Here is a 14,503-nt window from a genome sequence, read left to right on the forward strand (position 1 = left end):
AGCTGATCGAAAGCAGTGGCCGGCAAGGGTAAGACGAGACTGATCGGCCCGCGGTTCAGCGGGTCGCGGCCGGCATGGCACTGACCGATTTCTTCACCTCGGCGGAGAGCCGAACGATCTCGTCGGTCACGCGCTCCGCAGCCACGTACTGGAGCATGTGGCCGATCCCTGGAAGCAGCACGAGCCGCGCCCCCGGGATCGCCTGCGCCAGCGGCACCGCCTGCATGTCGCTTCGGACGATCGGGTCGGCTTCGCCGGAGATCACCAGCGTCGGGACGTGGATCGTGCGGTAGCGCGGGCTCTGCGCCGCGAGCGCCGCCGACAGGCCGAGCAGGTCCTGCACGTTGGCGAGCAGCGTCCCCGGTCGCAGAACCAGGTCGGCGCGCGCCAGTTGCGGGTAGTCCGGGTTCGCCGCCTGGGGCTGGAACACGCGGCGCGCCGCCTCCGACAGGAAACGCTGCGCCAGAGGCGGTCCGATCGTGCGGCTGAGCAGCCAAGCCACCGGCGGCTTCACGGCGAGCTTCCAGTACCAGGGCAGGTCCGGCATCCGGTCCGGCATGGGCATTGCCACGGGTGCGGCGAGGGCCAGGGCGGAGACCCGTTCGGGGTGATCGAGGGCCAGGGCCAGGGCCAGGGAGCCTGCCCAGGAATGGCCGAACACGAGCGCCGGGCCGACGCCCAGGCGTTCCAGGGCCTCGGCAATCAGCCGCGCCTGCACCGAGGGGGCGGCGGCCTCGGCACCGGCGATCCTGTCGCTCCATCCGAAGCCGGGCCTGTCGAACGCGACGACCCGGAAGCCCTGTGCGGCGAGCCGGCGGCCGATGCCCTCCATAGGGTCCGAGGCATTGGCCGAGGCGCCGTGCAGGAGGACGACCGGCGGGCCGTCTGCCGGCCCGTCCTGGATCGTGGCGAGGCGGCCGCCGGTCACCGCGACGAACGGGCCTGCCGGAGGATGGGCGGCACCGACCCGGAGGCTGATCGCGAGGCTCGCCAGCGCGCCGACCGCGAGGACCAATCCGGCGACCGCGAAGGGCAGGGCCAGGATCGTGAGGAGAACGGCGAACACCCGGGTCACAGGTCGCGGCCGTCGACCTCCGGGGCGAGGCGGTCGATCGCCTCGCCAATCTTGTCCATCTGCGGGTAGAGGGCACGTGCCCGTCGGAAGGCCGCGAGCGCCCGCGCCTTGTCGTCGTTCGCCTCGTAGATCCGGCCCAGGGCCATCCAGGCCTCGAAGTGGCGCGGCTCGAGCACCAGCGCCCGCTGTAGGTCGGCGATGGCGTCGTCCTTGTCGGTCAGAAGCCAGAACACCGTCGCCCGCCGGTTCCACCCCTCGGACCAGTTGGGCTCCAGGGCCGTTACCCGGTCCATCAGCTCGGCGGCGAGCGCGAAATCGTGGGCGGTCACGGCCTGTCGGGCGCGGTCGGTGAGCAGGTCGGCGGTCGGACTTCCGGAGCCGGCGAGCCGCCGCTCGATCAGCCGGGCGATGCCCTTGGCCTCGGCGGGATCCTCGCTGGCGCGCAGCCGGGCGAACAGATCGTCGAGGCTCGGCGGCTTCGGTACCGGCTTCGCCTCGGGCGCCGCGCGGGCGGGCCGGTTCGTCTCCGCCGCTGCCAGTGCATTCGTCGCCCCCACGGCGAGTGCCGAGAGACAGACGAGGGCGACGCGGAGGCGGAGCGGCATCATCGCGTCAGACTGGGCGCGGTCACCGTGCCCGTCAACGTGCGTTGGTGCCGCGCAAACGAAAGCAGCCGCGGCCCGGCTGGGCGCGGCTGCTTTCGATGCGACGAAGCTGCCTTGCAGGCCGGCCGCGTCGTCCTCAGCCCTGGCGGGCCTTGAAGCGCTTCTGGGTCTTGTTGATCACGTAGACCCGGCCCTTGCGGCGCACGAGTTGGTTGTCGCGGTGGCGGCCACGCAGGGACTTGAGGGAGTTGCGGATCTTCATGGGTCTCTCGAGCCCGGAGGGCCGTCCATCTGTAGGGTGTCGGGAACGTGGTCACGAGGCAGGACGCGCAGTCGCGTCCGGCGATCACGGCACACGCATCGCGGAATGGCGCCGCCTTATCAGGATTCGCCCCCGCTAGGCAAGGCGTCGCAGGGCGAGGGATCAGTGGATGCTGTCGAGGTCCGGCACCGGCGGCGCGCTCACGAGCTGCCGCCCGATCTCATGCAGCAGCGCCTCCAGCAGCGGCTTCAGCCGGTCGAAGCCCACCCGGGGCAGGCCGGCCTCCGCCGATGAAAACAGGGCCAGCGCGAGTTCGGCCACCCGGTCGAGCCCCCCCGCCGAGGCGTCGGTTACGCTGAAGGCGGCCTCATCCAGGAAGCCGTCGCGGCTGCTCTCGGTGACGTCGATGACGATCCCGCGCGCCTCGCTCACGACCCCATCTCCGTTCTGGCCGAAGCGGCCACGCGCCAGAACCCACCGGACGTCGCCCGGCTCCGGAACGGTCCGGTACTGCGCGATGTAGAGCCCGCCGTTGCGGCGAAGGTCATCGACCAATGTACCGATGCGCCGCTGATCCTCCGGGTGGATCCGATCCAGGAACAGCGCGAAGGTCGCGCCACGGTCGCCGCGGGCCTGTGGGACGCCCAGCATCGACGCCGCGGCGGCGTCGCAGCGCAGGACGTCGTCCGCGATGTGCCATTCCCAGGTGCCGACATCCGACGCCGCCAGCGCCCGCGCCACGCTCGCGCTACCGCGCCGCTTCGTCCGTGCGTCGACGGCCACGGGCTTGATCTCCGATCCTGGTCCAAGATGCTGACCCGACAGGGCAAGCTTGGTCGATACAATACCGACGCGTCGGCAACGGCACAACGCCGCGGCAGGCCGGTCCGTGGCAATCCTGCCCGTTCCCGAGGCAGCTCAGGAGCGCGCGTAACCTCCGGTCAGGTGTCCCTTGGCGAGCACGTGACCCTGCATCGCCTCGATCAGCGCACCGCGACCCGGCTCGTCGGCCAGATGAAGCGGCTGCCGCAGGGCATAGATCTGAAAGACGTAGTCGTGCCGTCCGTGCCCGCTCGGCGGATCCGGGGGCAGCCATTCGGGACGCAGGAAGCTGTTCCGGCCCATCCGCTGTGTGCTGCTCGGGCGGCCGGGACTCGGCAGCGCGCCTTCATCGAGGCCCGCCGACTCGGGCGGAAGATTCCAGGCGATGAGATGGACCAGCGGCTGCGGCGTCGGGCTGCCGGCATCCTCGACGAGCACGACCAGGGCGGCGGTGCCGGGAGGCAGGCCGGTCCAGGCCAGCGGCGGGGAGACACCCGCGCCGTCCGCGGTGAACCGGGCCGGCATGTCCGCCCCGTCGACGAAGGCGGGACTCGTCAGCGTGAGCGTCTCCGGGACGTCGGCGAAGGCCGCGTGAGAGGCCGTCTTCTCCCGGCCGGCCTTCAGGCCCGACAGGGCCTCCCCGATCACGCTGGGTATCTTCTCGAGCATCGCCGGTTCCTCCGCCGCCGACCCAACGGCGCGCGGCTCCTCCGGTTCAGCCCCGATGCGCGGCCGCGACCATATAGTTCACCGCCGTGTCACGCCCGGTGCGCCAGCCGTCGGTGAGTGGATTGTAGACCACGCCGACCGTGTCGGTGACGGCGAGGCCGCCCGCCCGGATCGCCCGGCCGAGCTCGTCCGGCGTCACGAACTTCTCCCAATCGTGCGTGCCGCGGGGGAGCCAGCCGAGCACGTATTCGGCTCCGACGATCGCCAGCGCGAAGGAGCGCATCGTCCGGTTGAGGGTCGCGGCGAACAGCATGCCGCCGGGCTTCACGGCGGAACAGGCGGTGCGCACGAAGGCGGGCATGTCCGAGACGTGCTCCACGACCTCCATGATCAGCACGGCATCGAAGCTGCGACCGGCGGCGACCACGGCCTCGATCGTCTCGCCGCGGTAATCGACCGGCACGCCGGCCGCTTCGGCATGCGCCCGGGCCACCGCGATGTTCTGCTCCGCCGGATCGAGGCCCGTCACCGTGGCGCCCAGCCGCGCCAACGGCTCCGACAGCACGCCGCCGCCGCAGCCGACATCGCAGATCGTGAGCCCGTCGAGGGGGAAGGGCGCCTGCGGATCACGGCCATGATGCCGGCAGAGCGCGTCGCGGATATAGGCGAGCCGCACCGGGTTGAATCGGTGCAGGACCCGCATCGGACCGGACTCGTCCCACCAGGTCGCCGCGAGGGCGTCGAAGCGCGCAACTTCGCCGCGATCGACGAAGCCTTCCGAGGGGCTGTCCGTGGCTGGCCTGTCCATGCGTGATCCGTTCGATAGGTTCTGGCCGCGCCTTAGCACGCGGGCGCGCTGGAAGTCGCCGCGGCGCGCGGGCGCCATGCTTGGCAGGTTGTTGACACTCTACCGAGCCGCTTGTACCCGCCGGGCACCGTCCGGGCCGGGCTGAAGCGCTCCGTCCAGTCGCCACCGGGAACCCGCGATCAAGAGACCATGCCCCGTCTGGTGATGAAATTCGGCGGCACGTCCGTCGCCACCGTCGACCGCATCCGCAACGTGGCGCGCCACGTCGCCCGCGAGGTGGCGGCCGGCTATGACGTCGCGGTGATCGTGTCCGCCATGTCGGGCAAGACCAACGAGCTGGTCGACTGGGTCAAGGACGCCAACCCGCTCTACGATCCGCGCGAGTACGATGCCGTCGTCGCCTCGGGTGAGCTCGTCACCGCGGGCCTCCTGGCGATCGCGCTCCAGAAGGACGGGATCAAGGCCCGCTCCTGGCAAGGCTGGCAGATTCCCGTGATCACCTCGGACGCGCACGGCTCGGCGCGCATCGCCGAGATCGACCCGAAGAACCTCGCGGCGGGGTTCGCCCAGGGCGAGGTGGCGGTGATCGCCGGCTTCCAGGGGATCCACGCCGAGACCGGCCGGGTCACCACCCTCGGGCGCGGCGGATCGGACACCTCGGCGGTGGCCGTGGCGGCCGCGATCGGCGCCGAGCGCTGCGACATCTACACCGATGTCGACGGGGTCTACACGACCGATCCGCGCATCGTGCCGAAGGCCCAGCGCATGGAGCGGGTGACCTTCGAAGAGATGCTGGAGATGGCCTCGCTGGGGGCCAAGGTGCTGCAGGTCCGCTCGGTGGAACTCGCCATGGTCCACCGTGTGCCGACCACGGTCCGGTCCTCCTTCGATCCGCCGGACGCCGCGCGTCCGGGCACCCTCATCTGCGACGAGGACGACATCGTGGAACAGCAGATCATCACCGGGATCGCCTTCTCCCGGGACGAGGCGCAGATCACCCTGCGCAAGGTCAAGGACAGCCCCGGCGTGGCTGCGGCGATCTTCGGCCCGCTCGCCGACGCCAACATCAACGTCGACATGATCATCCAGACCGTGTCGGGGGACCAGTCGACCACCGACATGACCTTCACCGTCCCGTCCGCTGAGTATGAGCGTGCCCGGAAGATCCTCGACGAGGCCCGCACGCAGATCGGCTACGCGCAGATCGAGGGCGCCACCGACGTCGTGAAGGTGTCGGCGATCGGCGTCGGCATGCGCAGCCACGCGGGGGTCGCCGCGAAGGCCTTCCGCGCTCTCGCCGAGAAGGGAATCAACATCCGCGCGATCACGACGTCGGAGATCAAGTTCTCCGTGCTGATCGATGCTGCCTATACGGAGCTTGCCGTTCGCACGCTTCACTCGCTATACGGCCTCGATCAGGCCTGAACCTGGACGACGCGGTTTCGAGCGGGTCGCGCGGTTTGAACTGAACAGTCACGGGCCGGTCCGTGGGATCCAGAGCGCCTCTGGGCCTAGCGGCACGGTCCATCCGGCGCCGGCCGTCCCGAACTTGGCGCCAAGGTTGCAGGGTGGTCGACGCCAAGGCCACTCACCAACGCTGGAACGACGAACCGATGCCCGCTGCGCCCGGAGGCCCGCGCCTGCTGCTGCGCCGCCTCCGCGAAGCGATGGCGGAGCCGGTCAGCCCTCAGGCGCGCCTCGACCGGATCGTCGTCCTGATCGCCGCCAACGTCGTGGCCGAGGTCTGCTCGGTCTACGTGCTGCGGGATGACAACTCCCTCGAGCTGTTCGCCACCGAAGGTCTGAACCGCGAGGCGGTCCACCAGACCCGGATGCGCACCGACGAGGGCCTCGTCGGCCTGATCGCGCGCACGGCCGAGCCGCTCTCCCTGTCCGACGCGCAGAACCACCCGGCCTTCTCGTACCGGCCGGAGACGGGCGAAGAGGCCTACCACGCCTTCCTGGGCGTGCCGCTCCTGCGGGCCGGCAACACGCTCGGCGTCCTGACGGTCCAGAACAAGACCTACCGGGTCTACTCCGAGGAGGAGATCGAGGCGCTCCAGACCACCGCCATGGTGCTCTCGGAGATGATCGCCTCGGGCGAGCTGGAGGGCTTGGCGCCGGATGCCGGCACGGCGGCCCGACGGCCCGTGCTGTCGCGCGGCATCGCGCTCGCCGACGGTATCGGCCTCGGCTACGTGGTCCTGCACGAGCCCCGCGTCGTGGTGAAGACCCTGATCGCCGAGAACGTCGATCGCGAGGTCGCCCGCCTCGACGAGGCGATCGAGGAGGTCCGCTCCGCGATCGACGCGTTGGTGGAGCGCGGCGACCGGATCGGCACCGCCGAGTCGCGGGAAGTCCTCGAAACGGTCCGCATGTTCGCCCACGACAAGGGCTGGCTCCGGCGTATGCGCGAGGCCGTGGCCTCGGGTCTCACCGCCGAGGCTGCCGTGGAGCGGGTCCAGTCGGACAACCGCGCCCGGATGATGCGGCAATCCGATCCGTACCTGCGCGAACGGCTGCACGATCTCGACGACCTCGCCAACCGGCTTCTGCGCACGCTGATCGGCTCCGAGGCAACGGGCACGGTCGTGCTACCGGAGAATGCCATCCTGGTGGCGCGCACCATGGGGCCGGCGGCCCTCCTCGACTACGAGGCCTCGACGCTGCGCGGCATCGTCCTGGAGGAGGGCGGTCCGACCAGCCACGTCGCCATCGTCGCGCGGGCGCTCGGCATCCCGGCGGTCGGCGAGGTCGAGAACGCCACGGCCCTGTGCGATGCCGGCGATGCCATCATCGTCGACGGCGTGGCCGGCGAGATCCACGTCCGGCCCGGGCCCGAGGTCGAGGCCGCCTATGCCGAGATGGTGCGCCTGCGTGCCCGTAGGCAGGAGCAGTACCGGGCGCTGCGCGACGTCCCGGCCCAGACCCGTGACGGCGTGCGCGTCGGCCTGCATCTCAATGCCGGCCTGCTGGTCGATTTCAGCCACCTTCAGGAGACCGGTGCCGAGGGGGTCGGCCTCTTCCGCACCGAACTGCAATTCATGGTCGCGCAGCGCATGCCCTCGGCCGCCGAGCAGGAGGAGCTGTACCGCAAGGTCTTCGCGGCCTCGGCGGGGAAATCCGTCACGGTCCGCACCCTGGATATCGGCGGTGACAAGATCCTCCCGTACATGGCCAAGCTCGAGGAGGAGAACCCGGCGCTCGGATGGCGGGCGATCCGGATCGGCCTCGACCGGCCGGCCCTGCTGCGCATGCAGCTGCGCGCCCTTCTGAAGGCCGCCGACGGCGACCCGCTCAAGATCATGTTCCCGATGGTCGCGACGGTCGACGAGTTCGTCCGCGCCCGAGGCATCGTCGAGCGCGAGAAGGCCTATCTGAAGCGCCACGGCTACCGGCTCCCGACCGAGTGCCGGCTCGGCGCCATGATCGAGGTGCCCTCGCTCCTGTTCCAGATCGACGAGATCGCCCGCGAGGCCGACTTCCTCTCCGTGGGCTCGAACGACCTGATGCAGTTCCTGTTCGCGGTGGATCGCGAGAACCGCCGCGTCGCCGACCGCTTCGACCCGCTCAGCGTCGCGGCGCTCAGGGCCTTCCGGCTGATCGCCGAGCGGGCGAACGCCGCCGGCTGCCCGGTGACGGTCTGCGGCGAGATCGGCGGGCGACCCCTCGACGCCATGGCGCTGATCGGCCTCGGCTACCGCGACCTGTCGATGTCGCCGGCCGCCATCGGTCCGGTCAAGGCGATGGTGCTCAGCCTCGAGGCGCGGGCCGTGGCCGAGCTGATCGATGCGGAGATGTCGCGCATGCACGATGGCGATTCCCTGCGGCCGGCGCTCACCGCCTTCGCACACGCCAACGGCGTCCCTATCTAAGCGCGTACGCGACCCTTGCCGAACATTCGGCCGGGGTTGTACGGCAACGCCACGACGATCTCGGTCGACGCGCCACGGCTTCCGCTCTCGAACGGAACAGGCGTGGGAAGGGGGAAGTCTTGCCGGGTCGAGAACCCTCCGAGCCACACCCTCTCCCGCCCGAGACATGACCCGCGTCCGGCACTGACCGCCGCGCGCAGACCTTTAGAAACACGGGCGATGATCCCCTTTCCAACTGAGCGCCTCGACGCCATCCTGGCGCGGCACGATATCGTCACCGCGCAGCTCGGCTCGGGCGAGATCGATCCCGAGCTGGTGGTCCAGCTCTCGCGCGAGCTGTCCGACCTCGATCCAGTTGTGGCGGCGATCCGCGTCTATCGGGCATCCCTGGAGAATCTGGCAGGCCTCGAAGCGCTGATCGACGAGCCCGGCACCGATTCCGAGATGCGGGCGCTCGCGGCCGAGGAGAAGCCGGACGCCCAGGAACAGCTGGAGGACGCGCACCGCGCGCTCCAGCTCCTGCTCCTCCCGAAGGATGCGGCGGACGAGAAGAGCGCCATCCTGGAAGTTCGCGCCGGCACGGGCGGCGACGAGGCCGCCCTGTTCGCCGGCGACCTGTTCCGCATGTACGCGAAATACGCCGAGTCGAAGGGTTGGCGCGTCGAGGTGATCTCCGAGAGCGAGGGAACCGTCGGCGGCTTCCGCGAGGTCGTGGCCGAGGTGAAGGGCCGGGGCGTCTTCGCGCGGTTGAAATTCGAGAGCGGCGCGCATCGGGTGCAGCGCGTACCTGATACCGAGACGCAGGGGCGCATCCATACCTCGGCCGCCACAGTGGCTGTGCTGCCCGAGGCGGAGGATGTCGACATCGTCGTCAACGATGCCGATCTGAAGATCGATACGATGCGCGCGCAGGGTGCCGGCGGGCAGCACGTCAACAAGACCGAATCGGCGATCCGCATCACGCACCTGCCGACCGGTATCGTGGTGTTCGTTCAGGAGGAGCGGTCGCAGCACAAGAATCGCGCCCGCGCGATGGCGCTGCTGCGCGCCCGGCTCTACGACGCCGAACGCAACGCCAAGGATTCGGCCCGCGCCGCCGACCGCAAGGCGCAGGTCGGCTCCGGCGACCGCAGCGAGCGGATCCGCACCTACAACTTCCCGCAAGGGCGGGTCACCGATCACCGCATCAACCTGACCCTCTACAAGCTCGAGGAGGTGATGGCCGGGACCGCCCTCGACGAGGTGGTGGACGCGCTGATCACCGAGCATCAGGCGGAACTGCTGGCCGCCGAAGGCATGGCCTGAGCGGCGCCGTGACGTCCGGGTCGAGCCTTGGCTTGTCGCGCCCGCGCCGCACTCCGGCGCGGATCGGCACTTCTGGCCGACGGCGGCATCGCGGAGGCGGCCGGCGATGCCCGGTTCCTCCTCCTCGGTGTTTTGGGCCTGGAGACCCGCGACCTCGTCCTCCACGGTGACAAAGTCCTCGACCCGGACGAGGCGGCATCCTTCGACGCCGCCTTGACCCGGCGGCTCGCCGGAGAGCCCGTCGCCCGCATCCTCGGCGCCTGGGAGTTCTGGGGGCTGCCATTCCGGCTCGCACCCGAGACGCTCGTGCCCCGCCCGGATACCGAGATCTTGGTGGAGGTCGCCCTCGCTGCCGTCGCCGACCGAACGTCGCCCCTGCGCTGCCTCGATCTCGGCACCGGGTCAGGATGTATTCTTACGGCGCTCCTGTCCGAACTGCCCGGCGCGTTCGGCATCGGCGTCGACCGCTCCGAGGCGGCGGTGGCGGAGGCCCGGCACAATGCCGCCGCGAACGGGGTCGGCGACCGGGCTGCCTTTTTCGTCGGAGATTGGTGCGACGCAGCGCAAAGCTCCTTCGACCTCATCGTGTCGAATCCCCCCTATATCGGGCGGAAGGTGATCGCGACGCTCCAGCGGGAGGTGCGGGACCACGATCCGATCGCCGCCCTCGACGGCGGCCCGGACGGGCTTCAAGCCTATCGGCGTATCCTGGATGGGATTGGCACGCGGGCGTTGCTTGCCGCGGGCGGTACGCTCGCCGTCGAGATCGGCTACGACCAGGCCGAGACGGTGCGGGCGCTCGCGCAGGCGAGCGGTTTCAGCGAACGGGGCCTGATCCGCGATCTTGCCGGCCACGACAGGGTTCTGAGCTTCGGCCTGCGGGAGGGTCTTCTCTCAGGCCACAGGGATGCCTAAGTGTCGGCGGACGATCCCGGCACCGAAAAAACTCTTGTTGCATCAACCGCGGAACGCTAGAGTCGGCTTGAAGATCGCGAACGGTTCGTTAAGACGGACGACCATATGGTTGGTGGCGACCGCGTGTCGCCGACGGGTTCGCTGATCCCCCAGAGACGTTGAATCAGAGCGCGCCTGTGATCGCGCGGCGGTTTGACGGCATTCGAATCTGACAATCGACTGGTTGCCGGCGTCAGGTCCGGGCGCGATGCGAGGGATGGTCAGACAGGCGCGCCGGTCGCAAAGCGGCTGCACGCGCGGCGCCGCCGGGTGCGCTTGGCCGGAGTGCGTCACGAGATCCTGAGACGGGCGCCTCCAAAAACAGTCGTTTGCGTGAACGAGGGTCATTACAGACCGATGAGACCAAACCAGAATCGACGGATGCGCGGCCGGAATCGGCCGAAGGGTCCGAATCCGCTAACGCGTTCGTACGAATCCAACGGTCCCGACGTCAAAATTCGCGGCACCGCGCAGCACATCGCGGACAAGTACGCGCAGCTCGCACGCGACGCGCTGGCGGCGGGCGACCCCGTGGCGGCCGAGAACTACTTCCAGCACGGTGAGCACTACTTCCGGATCGTGTCCGGCGCTCAGGAGCAGAACCGCCCGGCCAATACCGGCGGCTATGCCAGCCGGCCCTACGACGACGAGATGGACGAGGGCGACGACGAGGGTCAGGGCAACGGCCCGTCCCAGAACGGCCACGCCTATAACGGCTACGACGAGGGCGATCCCGGTCAGCAGCCGCAGCCCTACGAGAATCGTCCGGACCTGAACCAGGACGGTCGACAGGGCCGGGACCGGTTCCAGAACCGCGACCAACGTCGGTTCGACAACAACGGGCGGCAGGATTTCCGGCGGCAGGATCAGCCGCGTCAGGATTACCAGCGCCAGGATTATCCGCGGCAGGATTTCCGCCAGGACCGTCAGGACCGCCAGGATTACGGCCGTCCCGATTACCGGCAGGACCGGCAGGATAATCGCCAAGAGAATCGGCAGGACCGGCTGGATAATCGCCAGGAGAACCGGTCCGACGCGCGGCAGGACAATCGTGCCGACAACCGGGGCGATCAGGGCCGCTACGACAATGGCCGCGGCGAAAATCCCCGGTCCGACAACCGGCAGGAGGCTCGTCCGGAAGGCCGGCCTGAGCGCGCGCCTCGCGGCGAGGCCGTGCGCCAGGGCGAGCCGGCGCCGCGCCGGGAGCGCCGCCGCGAGGCTGCGCCCGTGGCGGTCGCCGAGGATCCGGCAGGCCTGCCGGCTTTCCTGATGACCCCGCCTCGGCCCGCCCCGGCGGCCGAGCCGCCGGTCTCCGCCGAGCCGGAGGTCCCCGCCGACGAGGCACCGGCCGCCAAGCCCCGCCGCCGCCGCCGGCCGCGCTTCGAGAGCGTCGCCGCGGAGGAGGGTGGCGCCGGGACGGCCGCCGAGGATGTGCCGAACGAGTAGGCGCACGGCCGTTCGACGTCGCGTGATTGACAGGGCCGTCCCGGGCAACCGGGGCGGCCTTTTCTTCGCGCGGCCGTCAGGCGCGCGCCGCGCGCCAGTCCGGATAGGCTTGGACTTGGTGAACCAGGCGATGCCGCTGCCCGATCTCGCCGAAGGGCGCGATTTCCCAATCCCAAGCCGCCTCGGGTCGGGGCAGGGCGACGCCGAACATCAGGTCGAGGCTGTTGGTAATCTGGCCGGCGCGGTCCTCTGTACGCTGCACCGTATCGGTGATCAGGCACACGCGCTCGGCCTGTTCGGCGAGGGTGTTCAGCGTGGCAAGATGCGCCTCGATGATGTGCCGTCCGAGATGCGGCGGCGCCTCGCGACCCCGGGCCTCGTAGGCGTCGAGCGGCACGATGGGGAGTTGCGAGAGCAGGTTGGCCGAGACGATCAGGTCGGCATCCGCACAGGCCTCGGCCCAATCCCCCGCCGAACCGGCGCTGATCTCCGCGGTCTTCAGCGCGACGTTCCGATAGCGGCGTGCGGCAAGCCGCGTCGGCCAGGGATGAACCGCGTCGACCAGGCTGATCCGCCCGAACAGTTGGGCCAGGATCGCGAGCGGTATGTCGTCGAGGAGCCCGGAACCGAGCACGACGGCATGGCGCCGCCCCCGGGTCGTCTCCGCGGCCGCCGCGACGATGCCGCGCGCGTTCGCCAGATGCGGCGCCCAGGCGGCGCGGCAGCGACGCGATCGGGCGTGGAGCAGGCCGCTCTGCCGGACATAGCCGAGCCGGCGCAGGCGCAGCGGCGCGGGATTGAGAAGCGACAGCGCCCAGGCGAGCAGCATCGCCGGCCGGGTCAGACCTCGTCCGGTTCCGGTGCCCGCGCCGCTGTCCCGCGATAGCCGGTCGCCAGCACGTAGAGCTCGCTCGAATCGGCACGGCTCGCCGCCGGCTTCACGTGGCGGACGAGGGCGAAGTCGCGCTTCAGATCGGTAAGCAGCGCGCCCTCGGTCCCGCCCTGGAGCACCTTCGCGAGGTAGGCGCCGCCCGGCCCCAGGATCTCGCGGGCGAATTCCGCGGCGGTCTCGGCCAAGCCGATGATGCGCAGGTGATCGGTCTTCTTGTGACCCGTGGCGTTGGCGGCCATGTCGGACATCACGACGTCGGCCGGGCCGCCGAGCATGTCGGTGAGTTTGGCCGGTGCCTCGGGATTGAGAAAGTCCAGGGTGATGAACTCGACCCCGGCCATCGGCTCGATCTCCAGGAGGTCGATGCCGACGACCCGGCCCGACGGGCCCACAACCCGCGCGGCGACCTGCGACCAGCCGCCGGGAGCGGCGCCCAGATCGACGATCTTCTGACCGGGCTTGAGCAGCTTGTAGCGCTCATCGATCTCCAGCAGCTTGTAGGCCGCCCGCGACCGATAGCCCTCGCGCTTGGCCCGCGCCACGTAGGGGTCATTGAGCTGGCGCTCCAGCCAGCGCTTCTGCGACAGGGTTCGCCCGCGGCCGGTTTTCACCCGCTGCTTCAGCTCCCCGCGCACGCCGCCGCCGGAACTCGCGCCGCCGCGCCGATCGCTCATCGCGACACCTTCATCGCACCGCTTTCCGGTTCCAGACCCCGTCCTCCCGCATCATGTTCATCAGCAAGCCTTCGCGCAGGCCTCGGTCGGCGATGCGCAGGCGCTCGGATGGGAACGCCCGACGGATCGCTTCCAGGATCGCGCAGCCCGCCAGAACGAGATCGGCCCGGTCGCGGCCGATGCAAGGGTTGTCGGCCCGCTGTTCGAGCCGCGTGTCGAGCAGGTCATCGATTGCGGTGGTGACCTCGTCGTCCTGCATCCACAGCCCATCAACCCGCCGCCGCTCGTAGCGCGCCAGCCGCAGATGCATCGCGGCGATCGTCGTCACCGTGCCGGACGTGCCGAGCAGGTGGAAATGGGGTGCCGTGGCGGCGGCCGCAGCGCGCAGCGCGAAGGCCGACAGCTTCTCGGCCACTTCCTCGACCATGCCCTCGAACATGCGCCGGGTGACCTCGGCGCCGCCGTGGCGCTCGGCCAGGGTGACAACCCCGACGGGCAAGGAATCCCAGGCCCTGATGCGCAGGGTCGGGTCGGTGGAGGGATTGGCCGCCGCGCCGTCGAGCCACGCGATCTCGGTGGAGCCGCCGCCGATATCGAAGATCACGACAGATTCGGCAAGCGGGTCCGCGAGCGCCGCGCAGCCGGTGACGGCGAGATAGGCCTCGGTCTGCCGATCGACGATCTCGAGGTCGAGGCCGACGCCGCGGCGGACGCGGTCGACGAAGGCCGCCCCGTTCACCGCGAGACGGCACGCCTCCGTGGCGATCACCTTGGCGCGCTGCACGCCGCGGGTCTGCATCTTGGTTCGGCAGATGCGCAGGGCCTCGACGGTGCGCTCGATCGCAGCCTCGCTCAGCCGATCGGAGGTCCCGAGACCCTCGCCGAGGCGCACGATACGCGAGAAGGCGTCGATCACCCGGAAGCCGCTGAAGGTCGGCTTGGCGATCAGCAGTCGGCAATTGTTGGTGCCGAGGTCGAGCGCCGCGTAGGTGGCACGACGACGCTCACGGCCCGGAAGCGGGCCTGGATGCTGGAGCGGCGCGGCGCCGGTCTGGATTCGGGACGGCGCGGCCGCGGCGGACTCGTCCCTCATCGGCGCGGCCGTCGATCCTTTGG

The 14,503-nt window shown here is 70.2% G+C and carries 14 protein-coding genes; 5 read left to right on the forward strand and 9 right to left on the reverse strand.

What is annotated here, in order from left to right; genetic code table 11:
* Nucleotides 1–55: 55 nt before the first annotated feature.
* The 6 genes from ABIE45_RS12170 to ubiG form a co-directional block, all read right to left on the reverse strand.
* The gene (locus tag ABIE45_RS12170) at nucleotides 56–1,075 is read right to left on the reverse strand and encodes an alpha/beta hydrolase (RefSeq protein WP_192706948.1); all 1,020 of its coding nucleotides are present in this window, start codon (nucleotides 1,073–1,075) and stop codon (nucleotides 56–58) included.
* Nucleotides 1,072–1,683, reverse strand: a complete 612-nt coding sequence (locus ABIE45_RS12175; RefSeq protein ID WP_192706949.1) for a tetratricopeptide repeat protein — start codon at nucleotides 1,681–1,683, stop codon at nucleotides 1,072–1,074. Before ABIE45_RS12175 ends, ABIE45_RS12170 begins: the two co-directional genes overlap by 4 nt.
* Before the next feature lie 133 nt (nucleotides 1,684–1,816).
* Nucleotides 1,817–1,942 carry a type B 50S ribosomal protein L36 gene (gene ykgO / locus ABIE45_RS12180; RefSeq protein ID WP_003601867.1) on the reverse strand — a complete coding sequence of 42 codons (126 nt, stop codon included), beginning with the start codon at nucleotides 1,940–1,942 and terminating at the stop codon, nucleotides 1,817–1,819.
* Between the two features lie 162 nt (nucleotides 1,943–2,104).
* Nucleotides 2,105–2,725 carry a PAS domain-containing protein gene (locus ABIE45_RS12185; protein ID WP_192706950.1) on the reverse strand — a complete coding sequence of 207 codons (621 nt, stop codon included), beginning with the start codon at nucleotides 2,723–2,725 and terminating at the stop codon, nucleotides 2,105–2,107.
* Nucleotides 2,726–2,860: 135 nt separating this feature from the next.
* The gene (locus ABIE45_RS12190) at nucleotides 2,861–3,433 is read right to left on the reverse strand and encodes a YbhB/YbcL family Raf kinase inhibitor-like protein (RefSeq protein ID WP_192706951.1); all 573 of its coding nucleotides are present in this window, start codon (nucleotides 3,431–3,433) and stop codon (nucleotides 2,861–2,863) included.
* A gap of 46 nt (nucleotides 3,434–3,479) precedes the next feature.
* Nucleotides 3,480–4,241, reverse strand: coding sequence for a bifunctional 2-polyprenyl-6-hydroxyphenol methylase/3-demethylubiquinol 3-O-methyltransferase UbiG (ubiG, locus tag ABIE45_RS12195; protein ID WP_192706952.1), 762 nt, complete (start codon nucleotides 4,239–4,241; stop codon nucleotides 3,480–3,482).
* Nucleotides 4,242–4,430: 189 nt separating this feature from the next.
* Here ubiG and ABIE45_RS12200 point away from each other — a divergent pair, with 189 nt between their 5' ends.
* From ABIE45_RS12200 to ABIE45_RS12220, 5 genes are all read left to right on the forward strand, one after another.
* A complete protein-coding gene (locus ABIE45_RS12200) occupies nucleotides 4,431–5,666 on the forward strand; it encodes an aspartate kinase (protein ID WP_192706953.1) in 1,236 nt (411 codons plus the stop codon).
* 188 nt (nucleotides 5,667–5,854) lie between these two features.
* Nucleotides 5,855–8,116, forward strand: a complete 2,262-nt coding sequence (gene ptsP, locus ABIE45_RS12205; protein ID WP_192706954.1) for a phosphoenolpyruvate--protein phosphotransferase — start codon at nucleotides 5,855–5,857, stop codon at nucleotides 8,114–8,116.
* Between the two features lie 219 nt (nucleotides 8,117–8,335).
* Nucleotides 8,336–9,421 (forward strand): peptide chain release factor 1, encoded by a 1,086-nt coding sequence (gene prfA, locus ABIE45_RS12210; RefSeq protein WP_192706955.1) that lies wholly within the window; start codon nucleotides 8,336–8,338, stop codon nucleotides 9,419–9,421.
* A 27-nt stretch (nucleotides 9,422–9,448) separates the two neighbouring features.
* The gene (prmC, locus tag ABIE45_RS12215; RefSeq protein WP_373622316.1) at nucleotides 9,449–10,336 is read left to right on the forward strand and encodes a peptide chain release factor N(5)-glutamine methyltransferase; all 888 of its coding nucleotides are present in this window, start codon (nucleotides 9,449–9,451) and stop codon (nucleotides 10,334–10,336) included.
* Nucleotides 10,337–10,756: 420 nt separating this feature from the next.
* Complete coding sequence (locus ABIE45_RS12220; RefSeq protein WP_192706957.1) at nucleotides 10,757–11,821, forward strand: DUF4167 domain-containing protein; 1,065 nt, start codon at nucleotides 10,757–10,759, stop codon at nucleotides 11,819–11,821.
* Between the two features lie 76 nt (nucleotides 11,822–11,897).
* Here ABIE45_RS12220 and ABIE45_RS12225 read toward each other — a convergent pair whose 3' ends face one another.
* From ABIE45_RS12225 to ABIE45_RS12235, 3 genes are read right to left on the reverse strand one after another with little or no spacing between them, the layout of a single operon-like run.
* Nucleotides 11,898–12,650, reverse strand: coding sequence for a hypothetical protein (locus tag ABIE45_RS12225; RefSeq protein ID WP_192706958.1), 753 nt, complete (start codon nucleotides 12,648–12,650; stop codon nucleotides 11,898–11,900).
* An 11-nt stretch (nucleotides 12,651–12,661) separates the two neighbouring features.
* Nucleotides 12,662–13,387: an RlmE family RNA methyltransferase gene (locus ABIE45_RS12230; protein WP_192706959.1), complete on the reverse strand. Its 726-nt coding sequence runs from the start codon at nucleotides 13,385–13,387 to the stop codon at nucleotides 12,662–12,664.
* A 10-nt stretch (nucleotides 13,388–13,397) separates the two neighbouring features.
* Entirely contained in the window at nucleotides 13,398–14,480 is a 1,083-nt protein-coding gene (locus ABIE45_RS12235; protein ID WP_192706960.1) for a Ppx/GppA phosphatase family protein, read from the reverse strand.
* Between the last annotated feature and the right edge of the window lie 23 nt (nucleotides 14,481–14,503).

This window comes from Methylobacterium sp. OAE515 (assembly GCF_041806315.1).
In the GTDB taxonomy this organism is placed as follows: domain Bacteria; phylum Pseudomonadota; class Alphaproteobacteria; order Rhizobiales; family Beijerinckiaceae; genus Methylobacterium; species Methylobacterium tardum.

Excerpts from the sequence above, each read along its gene's own strand:
- ABIE45_RS12175 (WP_192706949.1), bottom strand. The coding sequence starts at position 1,683 with ATGATGCCGCTCCGCCTCCGCGTCGCCCTCGTCTGTCTCTCGGCACTC.
- ykgO (WP_003601867.1), bottom strand. The coding sequence starts at position 1,942 with ATGAAGATCCGCAACTCCCTCAAGTCCCTGCGTGGCCGCCACCGCGAC.
- ABIE45_RS12190 (WP_192706951.1), bottom strand. The coding sequence starts at position 3,433 with ATGCTCGAGAAGATACCCAGCGTGATCGGGGAGGCCCTGTCGGGCCTG.
- ubiG (WP_192706952.1), bottom strand. The coding sequence starts at position 4,241 with ATGGACAGGCCAGCCACGGACAGCCCCTCGGAAGGCTTCGTCGATCGC.
- ABIE45_RS12200 (WP_192706953.1), top strand. The coding sequence starts at position 4,431 with ATGCCCCGTCTGGTGATGAAATTCGGCGGCACGTCCGTCGCCACCGTC.
- ptsP (WP_192706954.1), top strand. The coding sequence starts at position 5,855 with ATGCCCGCTGCGCCCGGAGGCCCGCGCCTGCTGCTGCGCCGCCTCCGC.
- prfA (WP_192706955.1), top strand. The coding sequence starts at position 8,336 with ATGATCCCCTTTCCAACTGAGCGCCTCGACGCCATCCTGGCGCGGCAC.
- ABIE45_RS12220 (WP_192706957.1), top strand. The coding sequence starts at position 10,757 with ATGCGCGGCCGGAATCGGCCGAAGGGTCCGAATCCGCTAACGCGTTCG.
- ABIE45_RS12225 (WP_192706958.1), bottom strand. The coding sequence starts at position 12,650 with ATGCTGCTCGCCTGGGCGCTGTCGCTTCTCAATCCCGCGCCGCTGCGC.
- ABIE45_RS12230 (WP_192706959.1), bottom strand. The coding sequence starts at position 13,387 with ATGAGCGATCGGCGCGGCGGCGCGAGTTCCGGCGGCGGCGTGCGCGGG.
- ABIE45_RS12235 (WP_192706960.1), bottom strand. The coding sequence starts at position 14,480 with ATGAGGGACGAGTCCGCCGCGGCCGCGCCGTCCCGAATCCAGACCGGC.